Genomic DNA, 16503 nt, shown 5'->3' with positions numbered 1-16503 from the left:
GCGCCGGTTGGCCTAATGATCAATCGCCGCACCCGCACCGCGGGGGGAGCGCACGTTCTCAACCAGCTCCTGCACCTCCTGCGGCGGCGGCGCTGTCACGGCGGAGACGCCAAGGGTCACGGCAAAGTTGATGAGCATGCCAATCATGCCGATGCCCTCGGGGCTGATGCCAAACAGCCACCAGCCAACGCCAAGGAACTTGGTCTGCACGATGTAGAACATGGTGAAGCCAATGCCCGCAATCATGCCGCAAATGGCGCCTTCGCGCGTGGTGCGCTTGGAGAAGATGCCAAGCACCAGCACCGGGAAGAAGCTGGACGCGCCAAGGCCAAAGGCCAGCGCCACAACCTGCGCCACAAATCCCGGCGGGTTGACGCCAAAGTACCCGGCCACACACACGGCCACGCCAATCATGATGCGCCCGATAAGCAGGCGCTTCTTTTCCGAGGCCTTGCGGTTGATGATGCGGTAGTACAGGTCGTGCGAGATGCTGGACGCGATAACCAGCAACAGGCCCGAGGCCGTGGACAGCGCCGCGGCCAAACCGCCCGCCACCACCAGAGCGATAACCCACGGCGACAGCGCGGCAATTTCGGGATTCGCCAGCACCATGATGTCCCGGTCCACGTACAGTTCATTGGGGGATTCGGTGACCTGATTCGCCACCAGCCGCTGGCCGTGGCTGCCCGCGCCGTCAATAAAGTTCGGCTTTCCGGCAAAGACCTTGCCCGCGCGGTACTGGATGAGACCGTCGTCGTTCTTGTCCACCCACGCGATAAGCCCGGTCTGTTCCCACTTGGTAAACCACGAGGGCATCTGCACGTAGGGCGCATCGTTCACGGTGCCAATCATGTTGTAGCGCGCAAAGGAGGCCACCGCAGGCGCCGTGGTGTACAGGATGGCGATGAACAGCAGCGCGTACCCGGCAGACAGGCGCGCGGCGCGCACGCTGGGCACGGTGTAAAAGCGGATAATCACGTGGGGCAGGCCCGCCGTGCCCACCATCAGGGACATGGTCAGGGCAAACACGTCCAGCATGGACTTATTCCCCGCCCCAAAGGCCGAGGTATACTCCCGGAACCCAAGGTCCCTGCCAATGGTATCCAGCGTCTCCAGCAGGTACTTGCCCGCATCCGGGCCAGCCTGAATGGTACTGCCAAAGCCAATCTGCGGGATGGCAACGCCGGTAATCTTGAGGGAAATAGCCACCGCCGGGATAAGAAACGCCACGATGAGCACGCAATACTGCGCCACCTGCGTGTAGGTGATGCCCTTCATGCCGCCAAGCCCGGCGTAGATGAACACGATGACCATGCCGATGAGCACGCCCGTGTTCACGTCCGTTTCCAAAAAGCGCGAGAACACGATGCCAACGCCGCGCATCTGCCCCGCCACATAGGTGAGGGAGACAAAAATGGCGCACACCAGCGCCACCACCCGCGCCGTGCGCGAGTAGTACCTGTCGCCCACAAAGTCCGGCACCGTAAACTTGCCAAACTTGCGCAGGTACGGGGCCAACAGAAGCGCCAGCAGCACATAACCGCCGGTCCAGCCCATCAGGTACACCGCGCCCGTGTAGCCCAAAAAGGAAATAAGTCCGGCCATGGAGATGAACGACGCCGCGCTCATCCAGTCCGCAGCCGTGGCCATGCCGTTGGCCAAAGGCGGCACGCCGCCCCCCGCCACATAAAAGCCCTTGGTATCCCGCACACGGGACATCCACGCAATGGTCAAGTACACCCCAAAGGTCACCCCGACCATGATATAGGTCCACACCTGAAGCGTCATCGCGCCCTCCGCATGGTTTCCGCACGCCACAGCAGGGGCGGGCTATTCATGAACGTCAAAGATCTTGTCCAAACGCCGCATGAGAAAGAAATAGACGAAGATGAGAATCACGAAGACATAGATGGCTCCCTGCTGGGCAAACCAGAACCCCAAGGGGAACCCGCCAATGTGGATGGCGTTGAGGGGCTGCACAAAGAGAATGCCGCACCCATAGGACACAACCGCCCAGATGCTGAGCAAAATAACCATGTATCTGAGGTTGCGCCGCCAATACTCCTGCCGTTTGTCCATAACGACCTCCTGTATCCCGCCGGCGGATGCCGGGGGGCGTCCACCGCGTGCGGGGTATGGATACTTTTTCGTTATACACCCGCCCGGCCCCTGCGGCACGTGCAAATCGGTGAACGGCGCACCCTGCGGCATAGAGGACGGGCCGCGCGCCAGACACGCCGCCTGCCCCGCATCTTGCGCCGCCCGCCCCCCAAATGACGCATATCAGCGTCCGGGACGTGCAACACCCCTATTCACCTTTGGACGCTGTTCTGGTAGGTAACGGAAAGATTTTTCCGGCGTCGCGGATGCACCGCCGCCCGCGCCGCCCCAGTGCCACACCGGACCGTCCGGTCCGCTCCAAAAAAGGAAATCCACTTCATGTTCAACTTTCTGGACATCATATTCATTGCCATTGCGGCCTATTTCTTTGTCCGGGGCGCGTTTCGCGGCCTTATCAAGGAAGTGGCGTCCACCCTTGGCCTTATACTCGCGTATTGGCTGGCCAACGCCCACAACGACATGCTGGTGGGCTTTTATTCCACATGGTTCAAAAGCCCGGGCCTGCTACATTTTCTGTCCTACATCACGCTGTTTGCCGGGGTGATGATTGGCGTGTCCATCGTGGCGTGGATGCTGGTGCGCATTTTCCGCATCATGCCCGTGCCGTGGCTGGACATTCCCGGCGGCGCGGCGGTCGGCTTTATCAAGGCTGGCGGGCTGTGCTGCATTCTGCTGGTGGCGCTGGCATCCTTTATGCCCAGCTCCGACGTCACGCGCGAGTCCGCCATTGCGCCCTACCTGCAGCGCGGCGTGGACACCCTGTCGCAGTTCACCCCGGACAAAATGCGCAACTTCGATCCCTCGGACCTGCGCGAACGCATGCAGCGCGAGCGCGAAAAGGCTCTGGATGATTTTCTGGAAGGGGCACGCTCCTCCGGCAAAAAGCTGGGCGAAAGCTCCCTCGAAATGCTCGACACCGTGAAAAGTTCCCTCAAGGAGGCCACAGAGTAGTACCATGCCCACCAATGCCGACGCACCAACCTCCACCACGCCTCTGACCACCGCCGAAGCGCTGGACAAACTCTCCGGCGTTATCGACAGCCTGCTTGGCGACAACGGCTGCCCCTGGGACAAGGAGCAGACCCCCTGGACCCTCACCGACTACATCCTTGAGGAGTCCTTTGAACTCGTGGAAGCCATCCGCAACGACGCCCCCGCGCATTCCACCGCCGAGACCACCAACGAAGTCATGGAGGAACTGGGCGACGTGGCCTTCCTGCTGGTCTTCGTGGCCGAGCTGTACCGCCGCGCCGGACATTTTTCGCTGGCGGACTCCTTTGATTACAGCGCCACCAAGATGATCCGCCGCCATCCGCACGTCTTTGAAGACCTGCACCTCGGCAGCAAGGACGAACTGCTCTCCAACTGGGACCGCATCAAGCGAAACGAAAAGAACGGCGAGGGCGAAGCCCCAAAGCGTGTGTTCGATTCCCTGCCCAAAGGCCTGCCGCCCATGCTCAAGGCCTACCGCGTGAATTCCAAGGCCGCGCGCACCGGCTTTACGTGGGAGTCCGACGAGGACCAAAAGGCCCATCTGGACAGCGAATGGCAGGAATGGCTGGAGGCCGAAGCCTCCGGCGACAAGGAGCGCATGCAGGAAGAGTTTGGCGACTACCTGTTCTCCCTCATCGAATACGGACGCCGCCACGGCCTCAAGGCCAACATGGCCCTTGAGGACGCCAACGTGAAGTTCCTGAACCGCTTCTGCGCCATTGAGGACGCCGCCCGAGACGGCGGCCGCGACATCGCGGACCTGAGCCTTGATGAAATGAACGCCCTGTGGGAGCGCGTAAAGGCCAAGAAATAGGGCGCGCACCGCCCTGCGGGCTGTTTGCTTGCCTGCCCACTTTGCCCGTTTCACCATCCGCCTTTCCGGCCAGCGACGCACCACGCGCGCTGGCCTTTTTTCTGCCCCAACATGCACGCAGGTGCACGGCATCTTGGCTGTGCCCCGCCCGCGCAGGGCTGCCGCAATCATTGACACATGCATGCAAAGGGGCGATACAGTACGCGAAAGGAGTCTGCCTATGCATGTTTTATCACGCTGCTTTGCATATACTGTGGCCGCCTTTGCCGGCCTTGTCTTTCTGGCCGGGGCGGCCATGGCCCAGCCCCTGTCCGTTGCGGTGAGCATCCTGCCGGAAAAATACTTTGTCGAACGCATCGGCGGCGACCTTGTGGACGTGCAGGTCATGGTGCCGCCCGGTTCACAGCCACATTTCTACGACCCCAAGCCCAGCCAAATGGTGCGCCTGAATGATGCGGCGGTGTACTTCGCCATTGGCGTCCCCTTTGAAAAAGCGTGGCTGCCGCGCTTTGCATCCGCCAATGCGGACATGCGCATCGTCAACATTGCCGACGGCCTGCCCCGCATTCCCATTGCGCCCCATGCGCACCATCACGCCGGTGGCGAGGATGGCGACCACGACCACAGCGCCCACCATGCGGCGGAAGCGGCGGAGAATATGGGACTCAACACCGACGCCCACCATGACGGCGCCGAGTCTCACGAGGGCGAAGAGCATCATGACCATGCGGCCCACAACGACCACGCGGGACACCACGACCACAGCGCGGACACCGAAACCATGGACCCGCACGTCTGGCTGTCCCCGCGCTATGTGGTACGCATGGCGGATACCATCCGCGACGCGCTCATCCTTGCCGACCCCGTCAATGCCAAGGCCTACAAGGCCGGGCACGCCGCCTTCATCAGCGACGTCACCGCCCTGCACATGGAACTCACCGCCACCTTTGACCACGCCCCGGACGAGGAGGACGACGCCCCCGCCCCGGTCCTGTCCGATGGTGCGCGCACGTTTATGGTCTTCCATCCGTCGTGGGGCTACTTCGCCCGGGACTACAACCTGCGCCAGCTGCCCATTGAACAGGACGGCAAGGAACCCTCCCCGCGCGACCTCGCACACCTCATCGCCACGGCCAAGGCCAAGGGCGTGCGCGTTATCTTCGTCCAGCCCCAATTCGCGCGCCGCAGCGCCGAAGCCATCGCCCGCGGCGTGGACGGCACAGTCATCCCCGCAGACCCGCTGGCCTACGACTGGCTTGCCAATATGCGCTCCGTGGCCGACGCCTTCCACGCGGCCCTGCGGTAAAGCCAACCATCCGCGCATGCTTGCCATTTCCGGCCGCCCCCGGCACACTGCGGGGGCGGCCGTCTTGCGCCGCAGGGGCGCGCCAGCGTCCCCATGACGATACCTCAGGAGCAAGGAGAACCAGCCATTTCCACCTTTTTGCGCATTACCGACCTCACGAAGCACTACCCCGTCGACAGCGGACTTTTTGGTGCGGAGACAAGCTTTGTCCACGCGCTGGATGGCGTGTCGCTATCGGTACGCGCCGGGGAGACCCTTGGGCTGGTGGGGGAATCCGGGTGCGGCAAATCCACGCTGGCGCGCCAACTGCTGCGGCTGGAGCGCCCCACGTCCGGCGGCATTGAACTGGAAGGGACAGACATCTGGTCCGCGGACCACGCCTTTAAGAAGGCCTATCCCCGCAAGGTGCAGATGATTTTTCAGGACCCGTTCTCCTCCCTGAATCCGCGAAAGCGCATCGGCAGCACCATTGCCGAGGGCCTTGCCATCCACGGCGTGCCGCGCAGGGAGCGCCGTCAGCGCGTGCGCGAACTTATGGACTGGGTGGGCCTGCGCCCGGAGCTCATCTCGCGCTATCCCCATGAATTTTCCGGCGGCCAGCGCCAGCGCGTGGCCATTGCCCGCGCCCTTGCCCTCAATCCCGCCTGCGTGGTCTGCGACGAAGCCGTCTCCGCGCTGGACGTGTCCATTCAGGCGCAGGTCATCGGCCTGTTGCAAAACCTGCAGGACAAGCTGGGACTGACGTATATTTTCATCTCGCACGACCTTGCGGTGGTGGGCTACATGAGCGACCGCGTCGCCGTGATGTACCTTGGCCGCCTGATGGAGCTGGCCCCCAGCCGGGACATCTACGCCGCGCCCCTGCACCCCTACACCCGCGCCCTGCTGGACGCCGTGCCGCGCCCGGACCCGGAATCCGGGGGCCTGAATCTGCGCGTAGCCGGGGACATCCCAAGCCCCATCAATCCCCCCGCCGGATGCCCCTTTCACCCCCGCTGCCCCGAGGCCATGCCCGTGTGCTCCGCCGCCGCGCCAGCATGGCACGAGGCCGCGCCGGAGCACTTTGTGGCCTGCCACCTGCACCAGTCCTAACCCACGCCGCCAGCGCCGAAAAAACGGCCCGCCAGCGGGTGCCCCAGACAAGCCCCTTGACTCCGCCGGACTTGATGCCTACTTGTGAACTTCTGCACAACGTAATTAATGACCGGAATGGAGGCATACACAATGGCGCGCAAACTCGATTACGCCGTCGCCGACGTGGCGGAAGTCATGAAGTTTGAAAACTGGCTGCGGTTCTACTTCGTGGAAGAAGAACAGGGCGAGGCCCTGCTCATCGGCATCCCGGAAGAAATCCTCAAGGATATTGAAGGACGATACCCCCACCTGTATGAGCTTGCGAACCGCTACGACAAAAGCCTCATCGACTACGAACGCTCCTGTACCGAAGTGTGCTCGCATGTTGCCAGCGTCTACGACGGGGAAAAGTACCCCCCCGGACTCGTGGAAAAGAGCTTCGACTCCAAGGAACTGAAAATTGAAATGTACCTCTTTGGCCTGTGGATGCAGGGCCATGAGGATGAACTGGACAAGGAATATATGTCCTTTGGCGAGTGGATGACCGGCTACGAGGAGTGGAAAGGCACGCAGGAAGTGCAGGACTACCTCTCCCGCCTCACCGACGTCAGCGCCGAAACCGGCGAAGCCGTGCAGTAGCCCTGCCCTGAAGGGCGGCGTCCCGGCCTATACAGCATACCAACGCGCCCCGCAGGCTTCCGTCTGCGGGGCGCGTTTTTCATCTGGTTGCGGCGCGGGGGGAGGTTCAGCCGCCTTCGAGGGCCTCGAACCCGGCGGCCACTTCCAAAAGTTCCGCCGTGATAAGGCTCTGGCGCAAATCGCGGTGCTGGGCCGCAAGGTCGTCGCGCATTTCCTCCACGTTCTTTTCCGCGCGCTGCATGGCCGTCAGGCGCGCGGCATTCTCCGCCGCCATGGACAGGCCAAAGGCCCGGTACAGCGAAATAAACAGATACTGGGCAAACAGCTGGGCAAACAGTTCACGGCGCGGCACACCGGGCATGGGCAGGTTCCGGCGCGGCCACGGCGCGGCGCGGTGTTCCTCCAGCCATGCGGCGTCCAGCGGCAACACCTGCCGCACCCGCGTGCGAAAGCCCCCGCCGCTTTCCGGCTCGTTGGAAATGAGCGTCAAGGCTCCGGGCGGCTCCGGCAGGTCCCGTACGGCGCGCATGGCCGCCGTGCTGATGCCCGTCAGCCCTGCGGGCTGGGGACTGTGCCCATCCGGGGTGTGCCCGGCCTCAGCAAGGGCGCTTTCGGCGCGCGCTCCGGAGCACCACACACGCGCCCCGTCACGCTCCGCCAGCGCCTCTGCCGCCTTTGTGCCCACGGCCTCATTAAACGTGCCGCACAGGCCTTGATCCGAGCCTATGACAAGGCACACGGCCTCGCCGCGCGGCGCAACGGGCCGCAGCGCGCCATTGCGCAGCAGCACCTGCCACCCCATGTCGTTGATGACGGAGTAGCGTTCCAGAGCCTCCACGGCGCGCTCATACTGGCGCATGTTCACCGCCGCGAGGTTCTTCATGGACGTCACCACGGACAGCAGATTTCCGGCGGTGGCAATGCGCTTTTCCAGCGCCTCAAGGGTTATCATCGCCCCCCTCCGCCGCAAAGAACCGCTCCATCTCGCCCTGCAACTCCTCCCACACGCCATCGTCGGGACCGGCCTGCGTCAAACGCTCCATCAGGTCCTCGCGCGGCTCCAGCGTTTGCGTCAGCCGCTCGCGCACATCAGGCAGGTTCTCCACGGGAATGGTATCCAAAAAGCCGCTGGTCACGGCAAAGAGCAGACTCACCTGCTCCGGCGCGGACAGCCGCTCGTACCGCCGCTGCTTAAAGGCCTCGCGCACGCGGCGGCCGTGTTCAAGGGTCTTTCGCGTGCTCTCGTCGAGCCGGGTGCCAAAACGGGCAAAGGCTTCCAGCTCCTGAAACTGCGAATACGACAGGCGCAGGTCCCCGGCGACCTTGCGGTAGCCCGGATGCTGGGCGCGCCCGCCCACGCGCGACACGCTCTTGCCCACGTCCACAGCGGGGAGTTGCCCTTTGCGGAACAGGTCCGGATTCACATAAATCTGCCCGTCGGTGATGGAGATGAGGTTGGTGGGGATGTAGGCCGACAGGTTCTGCGCTTCCGTCTCAATGACGGGGAGCGCGGTAAGGGAGCCGCCGCCGTGCTCGTCACGCAGGTGGGTGGCGCGCTCCAAAAGGCGCGAATGCAGGTAGAAAATATCGCCGGGAAAGGCCTCGCGCCCCGGCGGACGCCGGAGCAGAAGCGAAAGCTGGCGGTACGCCACGGCGTGGCGCGTCAGGTCGTCGTACACCACCAGCACGTCGCGTCCCTCGTGCATGAGGTATTCGGCCATGGTCGTGGCCGCAAAGGGCGCGGCGTAAATCATGCCGGGCTGGTCGCCGCCCTCGGCAACCACCACCATGGTGTACTCCAGCGCGCCATTCTGGCGCAGGGTTTCCACGGCGCTAGCCACGCTGGAACTGCGCTGTCCCACGGCGCAGTAGACGCACAGGCAGTCCTTGCCCTGCTGGTTCAGGATGGCGGTCAGGGCCACATCGGTCTTGCCCGTTTGCCTGTCGCCAAGGATGAGCTCGCGCTGCCCGCGCCCAACGGGGATAAGGGCGTCAATGACCGTAATGCCCGTCTCCACGGGCCGCTCCACAGGCGCGCGGTGCATGATGGGCGGCGCGTCGCGCTCGACGGGCCAACGCGCCGGGGCGTCCACAGGCCCGCCGCCATCCAGCGGCCGCCCGAGCGGATCCACCACGCGCCCCATCAGTCCCTCGCCTACAGGGACATCCAGCACGCGCTCGGTGCGCACGGCCTCGTCACCTGCGGACAGGCCTGAGGCGTCGTCGAGCAGGGCAAGGCCCACCTTATCCGGCAAAATATCCATCACCAAGGCCGAAACACGTCCGGCCAGCTTCACCAATTCGCCAGAGCCTACCGCGCCGAGCCCCTCGGCCCACGCTATGCCTTCGCCAACGGCGATGACGCGCCCCACCTCCTCCGTGGTGGGCGCGTAGTCGTAGTCCCCAAGGGCGCGGTCCACGGCCTGCGTTCCGGTCTCCAGCGCATTCTGCATGCTTCTGCCCGTGTCACTCACGCCATGCCTCCCTGCGGCGTTGCCGCCAGTTCGTCCAGCACCCGCTGTTCAAGACCTTCCAGATAACCGGAAAGCGTCCAGCCGATGCGCGTGTCTCCCGTTTCCATCCGCATGCCGAATCCAAGCTCCGAGGCCTGCGTAAAGTCCACCTCCGTCACCTCCGAAAACACATTGCGCAGCCCCTCGGCCACGCGGCGCTGGGCCTCCGGCCCCATATCCGCGCCTGTGCCCACGGTCACGCGGCCGGACACCGCCGCGCCACGCCGCTCGCGCACCTCGCGCAGGAAGGCCTCGGCAAGGCGCTCCTCAAGGTCCGCGTCGCCAAGGTCAGTGAGCACCCGGCGCGATACCGAAACAACCTCGCGCGCCACGCGCTCGGCAAGGGCGCGTTCGAACTCGGCCTGCTCCGCGCTCAGGCTCTCCAGCCAGCGCTCACGGCGGGCCTCCACCTCGCCGCGCACGCGCTCTTCGGCGCTTTCGCGCCATGTTTGCACGTCCTCGCGGGCCTTTTCCATAAGCTGACGCTTCTCCTCGGCGAAGCCCTCGCGGTCCCTGGCTAGGGCGCGGCGCTCCTCCTCGGCGGCGTCACGCGCGGCGTCGGCATCGCGCAGGCGCTGGGCAATGGCCGCCTCGCGGCTGTCCACGGCCCGCAGTATGGGACCGTAGAGGAACCGCTTCAGCAGCCACAGCAGGATCAGAAAATTGACGATCTGCGCGCCAATGGTGAACCAGTCAAACAGCACGGTGGAACTCCTTGCCTGCCCGGGTTCAGCCTCCGGCCTGCCCGAGGAAATAGTTCCAGTACGGATTGGCAAACAGCAAAATCATGGTGACCACAAAGGCGTAGATAGCCGTGGATTCCACCATGGCAAGGCCCACAAACAGCGTGCGGGTAATGGTGCTGGCCTCGTCCGGCTGCTGGGCCAACGAGTTCAGCGCCCGCCCAAGGGCGTGGCCCTCACCAATGCCCGGGCCAATAGCGCCAAGGCCAATGCACAATCCCGCGCCGATGATGGACGCGGCGGCAACGATGGTCAGACTGTCCATGTTCGACTCCTTGTCAGTTTCACGGGGATTCCTCTTCCGCCTCAATTCCGGCGGCGATATACACGGCGGCAAGCACCGCGAAAATATAGGCCTGTACCAGCCCAATAAGCAGGCCAAGCACCTGCATCACCACGGGCACAAACAGCGGCGCAATGATGAGCAAAATCGCCCCCATCATCCGCCCGCTCATAATATTGCCAAACAGACGCACGGCCAGCGCCATGGTCCGCGACAATTCCGCAAAAATATTGAGCGGCAGCATCAGCGGCGTTGGGCGCACATAGGTCACCAGATACTTCCGCAGCCCCACACGCAGCAGCGAATAGCCCGGCACCGTCACAAACACGCACAGCGCCAGCGCCGACGTGGTGGACAGCGACCCCGTGGGCGCTATAAAGCCCGGCACTGCCGCCAAGGTGTTGCTGACGGCAATGAACAAAAACAGCGTCGCCAAAAACGGCAACAGACTCGCCGCGCCCTTGCCCAGCACCTCCGTCACCTCGCCGCGCGCGTAGACCACCACGGTCTCCAGCACGGTCTGCCAGCGCGGCACACTCTGGCCCGCCAGCACGTCCTCGTGCCGCACCAGCCGCCGCGTCACCAGCCACGACCCGCCAACAAGCAGCGCCATGACCACCCACGTATAGACAAGGGTTGCGCTCAGCGTGAAAGGGCCGTAGCGCCAGTACACAATCCAGTCAGGACTTATATCCATGCCGTCCTCCGCTCACGCCGCCAAGGCGGCGCACCATGAGCGCGCGCATAGCAATGAATCCCACCATGGCCGCGCCAAGGGCCAGAGGCCCGGCAGTAAGCGCGGCCCAGAATCCGGCAAGGGCCACGGCAAGGCGCGCCACATACAGCGCCCCAAACGTCGCCCGCGGGCGACGCCGCCCGGGCACCAGCCGCAGGCTCAGCCACAGCCCGCCAAAGTACAGCGCGCCAAGGACCATGCCCCACACGGCCGCCACAGCCAGCACCATCGGCTCATTTCCCATCACGGTCATGCCCCTGTTCCTCCTTGTCCCGCAGAATGGACCGCCGCTCGCGGCTGACCCAGTACGCCGCGTGGGCGCAGCCAATACCAAGGCCAAGCACCATAAGCATCAGCGTCCAGGACGACGTGCCCGGATGCGACAGGTCAATCCACACCCCGACAAAGGTGCCCACCAACAGCGGCACGGCCACAGCCCAGCCCACAAGGCCAAACATCCCCAGCCCGCGCAGCAGTTCCGGGCGGTTGTCCCGCCGCCCGCCAATGCGCCGCCGCTCCTGTCTGTCCACCCCGCGTGAAAATTTCTCCGGCATGGTCTATCGGCTCCCAAAGTCCAAAACGCCGCGCACAAAGCGCGCCTCAAGGCGCGCCAAAGCCGTCCGCGCCGCTCGTTCGCCCTCGTCCAGCTCCTCGGTCATGGCGTCCACAGCCTCGCGCAGATGCCCCAGTTCGCCGCTGACGGCGTGGCGCGTGGCGATGCGGACCTCATCGCCGCTTTTCACCAATATGCCGCCGTTCACGGCCACAAAGCGCTCCTCGCCATCCGCCCACCATGACAGAATGCCCGGAATGAGCGCCGTCGCCATATCCACATGGCGCGGCCGCAGACAAAAGCCCCCGCGCAGGCCCATGCCCACCACCTTGTCCGTCTCCTCCTCAAGGAAAACCTTCAGCGGCAGAACAACACTCAGCTGCATCACGCGCCCCCGGCCTCGTCGATGTCGCCAATCATATACAGCGCAGACTCCGGCATCTCCGCGAACTCGTCAGCAAGAATGCGTTCGCAGCCCTCCACGGTCTTCTCCGGGTCCACCATGCGGCCCTTCTTGCCCGTAAAGTGCTCCGTGGTGAAAAACGGCTGGGTCAAGAAGCGCTCCAGCCGCCGCGCGCGGTATACGGTTTTGCGGTCCTCGCTGGAGAGTTCCTCCAGCCCCAGCATGGCGATGATGTCCTTGAGTTCCTCATACGAGGCCAGCGTGCGGCGCACCTCGCGCGCCACGTCGTAGTGCCGCTGGCCCACCACCGCGGGCGACAGCATGCGCGAGGACGACTGGAGCGGGTCCACCGCCGGGTACAGTCCCTCGCCCGCGCGCTTGCGCGAGAGCACAATACTTGCCGACAAGTGCGCAAAGGTATGCACCGCCGAGGGGTCCGTCAGGTCATCCGCAGGCACATACACCGCCTGAATGGACGTAATGGCCGCGCGGCGCGAGCTGGAAATCCGTTCCTCCAGTTCCGCCAGTTCCGTCGCCATGGTGGGCTGGTAGCCAAGGCGCGACGGCAAGCGCCCCATCAGGCCGGAAAGCTCCATGCCCGCCTGAATGAACCGGAAAATATTGTCCACAAGGAGCAGCACATCCTGCCCCCTGTCGTCGCGGAAATGTTCCGCCATAGTCATGGCCGACAGCCCCACGCGAAAGCGCGCCCCCGGCGGCTCGTTCATCTGCCCGAACACCATCACCGTGGAGTCCATCACGCCGGACTCGCGCATGTCGCGGTAGAGTTCCTCGCCCTCGCGGCAGCGCTCGCCAATGCCGCAAAAGATGCTCACGCCCTTATGGCGCCCGGCCATGTTGTTGATAAGCTCTGTAATGACCACGGTTTTGCCCACGCCCGCGCCGCCGAACATTCCGGCCTTGCCGCCGCGCTCCAGCGGAGCCAGCAGGTCAATAACCTTAATGCCTGTGGGGAAAACTTCCTCCCCGGCCACACGCTCGGACAGCGGGGCCGGGGCGCGGTGCACGCCGCGCCGCTCAAGGTTCGGCGCGGGCTTATCGTCGATGGGGTCGCCAAACACATTAAATACGCGCCCAAGCAGTCCCTCGCCCACCGGAGCCTCCAGCGGGCGGCCCTCGCCGCGCACCGTGTCCCCGCGCGCCACGCCCTGCACCGCCATCAGCGCAAGGCACCGCGCACGCTCGGCATCAATATGCGAAGCCACCTCCATCACGATGCCGTCGTCACCATCGGTGCGTACCAGCGTCCGCAAGGGGGGCAGGCCATCCGGAAAAGAGACGTCCACCACGCCGCCGCGAACCGCATCCACCACACCGTCATAGCTGGCGGCTTTTTCCGCTTTGGTTTCCACCACGGTCATTGCCTCCTCAGTCGCAGATTGCCCCGCAAGGGGCCGAAATTTTCTTCACTCGCCCGCCGCGCCTTCGGGCTGGGTGCTGCGCCGTCTACGGGCGCACCCACAGCACCGCGCCAGCAAGCTCACGCATCAGATTTATCGTCGTGGAGCCCATAAACAGCCGCTTAAACATGCCGCCCCCCGCGCCCGTGCGCCCAAGGGCCACTGCGGCGTACATGCCGTCCTCGGCCTCCTCCATAATGGCCCGCCACGGCGTATTGCGCTCGCGCACCGTCATGCGGATGCGCGATTCGTCCACACCGTTCTCCAAGAGGGACTCCGCCGCGCGGGAAAAAATTTCTTCGGTTTCGCGGTGGCTTCGCGTTCCCGGCTTGATAACGCGCAGCAGCCGCACATGGTGGTGCTTCTCCTCCGCCACCATAAATCCCACATGGTCCGCCATGCGGTAGCTGGCATCGGAACCGTCAAGGCACAGGAGCACATGCTGGCGGTGCTTCTCCGGCCAGCGGCATATCCACATCGGCGCAATGGACTGCTTGCCGATGATTTCCATGCTCACGCTGTCCTCCACCAGCTGTTCTATGCGCGTCAGTCCCCGGCGGCCCAGCACAATGGCGTCGTACAGCCCCTCCTCGCCCTCGCGTAGGATGTCCATGGCCTTGGTGTCCTTGCGGAACATGAGCTTGGCGTCCACCTGCTCCTCGCACAGTTCCAGACTGCACAGGTGTGTGCGCGCCTCCTCCAGAGCCTTGCGGCCCTTGGCCTCGGCCTTGTCCGCCATGCGTCGCTGCTCATTCAGCGTTTCAAAGTTTTTCTCGTGCTCCCAGACCTCCGGCGGGCGGGTGGCCGCGTAGAACAGCGTCAGGCGCAGATTTTGTCTGTTCTTGAAAAAATTGAGGATAAAGCGGATGCCATGCATGGCGCTCTCTTCGCCGCTCACCGTCACAAGCAAATGTTTTTCCATTCCAACTCCCATGCTCTTCATCCTCCGGGCCTGAGCCCCACGCGTCTACCCCACCACCCACACACTGCAATTCTTGGCGTAGTGCACAACCTTGCTCGACACACTGCCAAACAGAAATTCCTCAGCTTTGCTCACGCCCCGGCGGCCAACAACAACCGTCCCAAAGCCGCCCTCCTTCTGGATGCGCAGGATGTGCTGGGCAATGGATGGCGCCGTAATGCACAGTTGCCGCTCCGTCACCGCCTCGTCAGTAAAGCCGCCGTCCAGCAGGATGCCCCGCGCCGTGTCGAGAAAGGCGTGCGATTCTTCCTCCTGCTCGCACAGCTTGGCGTCAAAAGCCTCCTCGTCCGGATACATATCCCGCTCCGGCAGCCGCACAATGTGCAGCAGCTCCACCTCGCCGCCGCAGCCGCCGCCCAGCATCTGCGCCACATACTCAATGGCGCGCAATGAATTCTCCGATGTATCCACCGCCAACAAAATTCGCCTGCAGTCCATCATGACGCCTCTCCCTGTTGTCACCCTGCTTGCCGCGCCATGCGCCGCACAAGCGGCACGCACGGGCGCAGCTCCGCAAGGAACTCCTCCACGGATTCATAAAAGACATACGTCCCCGCGCTGAAATGCATCAGCACGTTATTGAGTGCTTCTGGAATATACGGATACAGCTTGCGCAGGTTCACCACGCGGTTGGCAAAGACAATGGAAAAATCCTCACGCTCCAAGCCCGCCTCCTCCGGCGCGCCCAACCCGCGCGAGGCAAAGACCTCGCGGATCAGGTCGCCCTGCCCAACAAGGTAGACAAGGATGTTCCCAAGTCCAAAAAGGTCCAACCCAAACGGGTTCTCCTGAAAATCGAAGGTATAGTCGAAGTCGATCCAGCACGGCCGCCCGGAGCCGTGCTGAATGAGCAAATGGTCGCGGCGGATGTCGCCGTGCTTTTCAAATCGCGAATGCAAATAGTCGATGGCTTCAGCCGCCTCGATGAACTTTTCCAAAAGCCCCGGCAAATGCTGAAGGAAATATTCCCTGTGGCCCACCTCCAGCCCGTCCACAATGCTGTCCAGCCGCCGCCCGTGCACAATCTCCAGCAGCCGCACAATATTGCCCTTGCTGTCGTGCAGCGGCTGCCCCTGCATGAACCGCCGGTCACCCCGGACAAGGTTCAAAATGCGCGCCTCCTTTTCCGGACTGCGGAAGCACCGCACCTCCATAGCGCCGATGCGCAGGGGGAAATTCTCGTGGAACACCAGCTTGGCAATGCGCCGCTCACCCGTCTCCAGCACACGGCAACGCTTGACCCAATACTTCGGGTCCTCAAGGCCATAGCGCCGCTCCACTTCCTCCTTCAGCACCATATAATGCAGACCGCCAAGGAGCATGACATCCCCATACGAAATGTCCATAAACTCCGTCGTGTCCGTATACAGCTTGCCGCAGCGTGCAAGTGGAAAGTCCGGCATAAATCGCCTGACAAGGTCGCGTACTTCCTGTGACACAAAGCCCTCCAAAGTGACGCATCCAGCCGTGATACAACGGTTTTCTCCACAGGTTTTTCCAATCTATCACACTCCCTTCCCTTCTCCTAGCCTCTGCACAACATTCACACCCCGCCCGCACCCCTCGCATGCAAGGCTTTTTGAACGATTGGCGGATTTTTTACGAAAAGTTGGGGGCAGGTGAGCCGGGGACAAGGCGCGGGAAGAAAAGAGGAAGAGAGCCTCCGGCGGGTTAAGGACTACCGTCCTTAACGATCCTGCGTGCGCACAGACCGGGTGGCTTTGTATGGAACTGTCGTCACCCCTGACGGCTCCCGTCCGTGTTGATGTGGATATTTTTTTGGGGGGCTTTGGCGCCATTTGAATACCGGTGAGAATCCCTGTTGGGAAGGGGAAGAACAAAAAGGCATAAGGCAGAAGACCCCGCCCACCCACCCCTATTTTCGGGGCGGCTTCCGCCCCGAAAATCCTGGGGATTCTCAA

General features: G+C 63.4%; 19 protein-coding genes. 5 read left to right on the top strand and 14 right to left on the bottom strand.

Going from position 1 to position 16503, the window contains the following annotated elements:
- Positions 1 to 12 precede the first annotated feature (12 nt).
- Both ACY69P_RS05260 and ACY69P_RS05255 read right to left on the bottom strand, forming a co-directional pair.
- Entirely contained in the window at positions 13 to 1788 is a 1776-nt protein-coding gene (locus ACY69P_RS05260; RefSeq protein WP_462326786.1) for a sodium:solute symporter family protein, read from the bottom strand.
- 42 nt (positions 1789 to 1830) lie between these two features.
- Positions 1831 to 2079 (bottom strand): DUF4212 domain-containing protein, encoded by a 249-nt coding sequence (locus ACY69P_RS05255; RefSeq protein ID WP_459900274.1) that lies wholly within the window; start codon positions 2077 to 2079, stop codon positions 1831 to 1833.
- A 360-nt stretch (positions 2080 to 2439) separates the two neighbouring features.
- Here ACY69P_RS05255 and ACY69P_RS05250 point away from each other — a divergent pair, with 360 nt between their 5' ends.
- From ACY69P_RS05250 to ACY69P_RS05230, 5 genes are all read left to right on the top strand, one after another.
- Positions 2440 to 3072: a CvpA family protein gene (locus ACY69P_RS05250; protein WP_459900272.1), complete on the top strand. Its 633-nt coding sequence runs from the start codon at positions 2440 to 2442 to the stop codon at positions 3070 to 3072.
- A gap of 4 nt (positions 3073 to 3076) precedes the next feature.
- A complete protein-coding gene (gene mazG, locus ACY69P_RS05245) occupies positions 3077 to 3928 on the top strand; it encodes a nucleoside triphosphate pyrophosphohydrolase (RefSeq protein ID WP_462326785.1) in 852 nt (283 codons plus the stop codon).
- Positions 3929 to 4148: 220 nt separating this feature from the next.
- Positions 4149 to 5234, top strand: a complete 1086-nt coding sequence (locus ACY69P_RS05240; RefSeq protein ID WP_462326784.1) for a metal ABC transporter solute-binding protein, Zn/Mn family — start codon at positions 4149 to 4151, stop codon at positions 5232 to 5234.
- A gap of 93 nt (positions 5235 to 5327) precedes the next feature.
- Complete coding sequence (locus ACY69P_RS05235; protein WP_462326783.1) at positions 5328 to 6326, top strand: ABC transporter ATP-binding protein; 999 nt, start codon at positions 5328 to 5330, stop codon at positions 6324 to 6326.
- A 132-nt stretch (positions 6327 to 6458) separates the two neighbouring features.
- Positions 6459 to 6947, top strand: a complete 489-nt coding sequence (locus ACY69P_RS05230) for a hypothetical protein (protein WP_462326782.1) — start codon at positions 6459 to 6461, stop codon at positions 6945 to 6947.
- A gap of 106 nt (positions 6948 to 7053) precedes the next feature.
- Here the strand turns inward: ACY69P_RS05230 and ACY69P_RS05225 are convergent, their stop codons facing one another.
- From ACY69P_RS05225 to ACY69P_RS05170, 12 genes are all read right to left on the bottom strand, one after another.
- Entirely contained in the window at positions 7054 to 7899 is an 846-nt protein-coding gene (locus tag ACY69P_RS05225) for a F0F1 ATP synthase subunit gamma (RefSeq protein WP_462326781.1), read from the bottom strand.
- A complete protein-coding gene (locus ACY69P_RS05220; protein ID WP_462326780.1) occupies positions 7886 to 9421 on the bottom strand; it encodes a F0F1 ATP synthase subunit alpha in 1536 nt (511 codons plus the stop codon). Before ACY69P_RS05220 ends, ACY69P_RS05225 begins: the two co-directional genes overlap by 14 nt.
- On the bottom strand, positions 9418 to 10164 hold the full coding sequence (locus tag ACY69P_RS05215; RefSeq protein ID WP_462326779.1) for a F0F1 ATP synthase subunit B family protein: 747 nt from the start codon (positions 10162 to 10164) through the stop codon (positions 9418 to 9420). The genes ACY69P_RS05220 and ACY69P_RS05215 overlap by 4 nt, the downstream gene beginning before the upstream one ends.
- A gap of 25 nt (positions 10165 to 10189) precedes the next feature.
- Positions 10190 to 10468 (bottom strand): F0F1 ATP synthase subunit C, encoded by a 279-nt coding sequence (locus ACY69P_RS05210; protein ID WP_404843975.1) that lies wholly within the window; start codon positions 10466 to 10468, stop codon positions 10190 to 10192.
- Between the two features lie 19 nt (positions 10469 to 10487).
- Positions 10488 to 11183, bottom strand: coding sequence for a F0F1 ATP synthase subunit A (locus ACY69P_RS05205; protein WP_462326778.1), 696 nt, complete (start codon positions 11181 to 11183; stop codon positions 10488 to 10490).
- Positions 11167 to 11475, bottom strand: coding sequence for an N-ATPase subunit AtpR (locus ACY69P_RS05200; protein ID WP_459900259.1), 309 nt, complete (start codon positions 11473 to 11475; stop codon positions 11167 to 11169). The genes ACY69P_RS05205 and ACY69P_RS05200 overlap by 17 nt, the downstream gene beginning before the upstream one ends.
- Complete coding sequence (locus tag ACY69P_RS05195) at positions 11456 to 11776, bottom strand: AtpZ/AtpI family protein (RefSeq protein WP_462326777.1); 321 nt, start codon at positions 11774 to 11776, stop codon at positions 11456 to 11458. Before ACY69P_RS05195 ends, ACY69P_RS05200 begins: the two co-directional genes overlap by 20 nt.
- A gap of 3 nt (positions 11777 to 11779) precedes the next feature.
- A complete protein-coding gene (locus tag ACY69P_RS05190) occupies positions 11780 to 12160 on the bottom strand; it encodes a F0F1 ATP synthase subunit epsilon (RefSeq protein ID WP_462326788.1) in 381 nt (126 codons plus the stop codon).
- On the bottom strand, positions 12160 to 13551 hold the full coding sequence (atpD, locus tag ACY69P_RS05185) for a F0F1 ATP synthase subunit beta (protein ID WP_462326787.1): 1392 nt from the start codon (positions 13549 to 13551) through the stop codon (positions 12160 to 12162). The genes ACY69P_RS05190 and atpD overlap by 1 nt, the downstream gene beginning before the upstream one ends.
- Positions 13552 to 13645: 94 nt before the next feature.
- Positions 13646 to 14521, bottom strand: coding sequence for a universal stress protein (locus ACY69P_RS05180; protein WP_459900251.1), 876 nt, complete (start codon positions 14519 to 14521; stop codon positions 13646 to 13648).
- Positions 14522 to 14566: 45 nt separating this feature from the next.
- Positions 14567 to 15022 (bottom strand): universal stress protein, encoded by a 456-nt coding sequence (locus tag ACY69P_RS05175; RefSeq protein WP_459900250.1) that lies wholly within the window; start codon positions 15020 to 15022, stop codon positions 14567 to 14569.
- Between the two features lie 17 nt (positions 15023 to 15039).
- Positions 15040 to 16020, bottom strand: a complete 981-nt coding sequence (locus ACY69P_RS05170) for a serine/threonine protein kinase (RefSeq protein ID WP_459900249.1) — start codon at positions 16018 to 16020, stop codon at positions 15040 to 15042.
- Between the last annotated feature and the right edge of the window lie 483 nt (positions 16021 to 16503).

Source organism: Desulfobaculum sp. (assembly GCF_054921475.1).
The sequence above is the reverse complement of the archived record's forward strand: the minus strand, read 5'-3'. Positions and strand labels throughout refer to the sequence as shown.

What these genes read in the sequence shown, in the direction of transcription:
- ACY69P_RS05260 (WP_462326786.1), bottom strand. Translation starts at nt 1,788, where the DNA reads ATGACGCTTCAGGTGTGGACCTATATCATGGTCGGGGTGACCTTTGGG.
- ACY69P_RS05255 (WP_459900274.1), bottom strand. Translation starts at nt 2,079, where the DNA reads ATGGACAAACGGCAGGAGTATTGGCGGCGCAACCTCAGATACATGGTT.
- ACY69P_RS05250 (WP_459900272.1), top strand. Translation starts at nt 2,440, where the DNA reads ATGTTCAACTTTCTGGACATCATATTCATTGCCATTGCGGCCTATTTC.
- mazG (WP_462326785.1), top strand. Translation starts at nt 3,077, where the DNA reads ATGCCCACCAATGCCGACGCACCAACCTCCACCACGCCTCTGACCACC.
- ACY69P_RS05240 (WP_462326784.1), top strand. Translation starts at nt 4,149, where the DNA reads ATGCATGTTTTATCACGCTGCTTTGCATATACTGTGGCCGCCTTTGCC.
- ACY69P_RS05235 (WP_462326783.1), top strand. Translation starts at nt 5,328, where the DNA reads ATGACGATACCTCAGGAGCAAGGAGAACCAGCCATTTCCACCTTTTTG.
- ACY69P_RS05230 (WP_462326782.1), top strand. Translation starts at nt 6,459, where the DNA reads ATGGCGCGCAAACTCGATTACGCCGTCGCCGACGTGGCGGAAGTCATG.
- ACY69P_RS05225 (WP_462326781.1), bottom strand. Translation starts at nt 7,899, where the DNA reads ATGATAACCCTTGAGGCGCTGGAAAAGCGCATTGCCACCGCCGGAAAT.
- ACY69P_RS05210 (WP_404843975.1), bottom strand. Translation starts at nt 10,468, where the DNA reads ATGGACAGTCTGACCATCGTTGCCGCCGCGTCCATCATCGGCGCGGGA.
- ACY69P_RS05205 (WP_462326778.1), bottom strand. Translation starts at nt 11,183, where the DNA reads ATGGATATAAGTCCTGACTGGATTGTGTACTGGCGCTACGGCCCTTTC.
- ACY69P_RS05200 (WP_459900259.1), bottom strand. Translation starts at nt 11,475, where the DNA reads ATGACCGTGATGGGAAATGAGCCGATGGTGCTGGCTGTGGCGGCCGTG.
- ACY69P_RS05195 (WP_462326777.1), bottom strand. Translation starts at nt 11,776, where the DNA reads ATGCCGGAGAAATTTTCACGCGGGGTGGACAGACAGGAGCGGCGGCGC.
- ACY69P_RS05190 (WP_462326788.1), bottom strand. Translation starts at nt 12,160, where the DNA reads ATGCAGCTGAGTGTTGTTCTGCCGCTGAAGGTTTTCCTTGAGGAGGAG.
- ACY69P_RS05180 (WP_459900251.1), bottom strand. Translation starts at nt 14,521, where the DNA reads ATGGAAAAACATTTGCTTGTGACGGTGAGCGGCGAAGAGAGCGCCATG.
- ACY69P_RS05175 (WP_459900250.1), bottom strand. Translation starts at nt 15,022, where the DNA reads ATGATGGACTGCAGGCGAATTTTGTTGGCGGTGGATACATCGGAGAAT.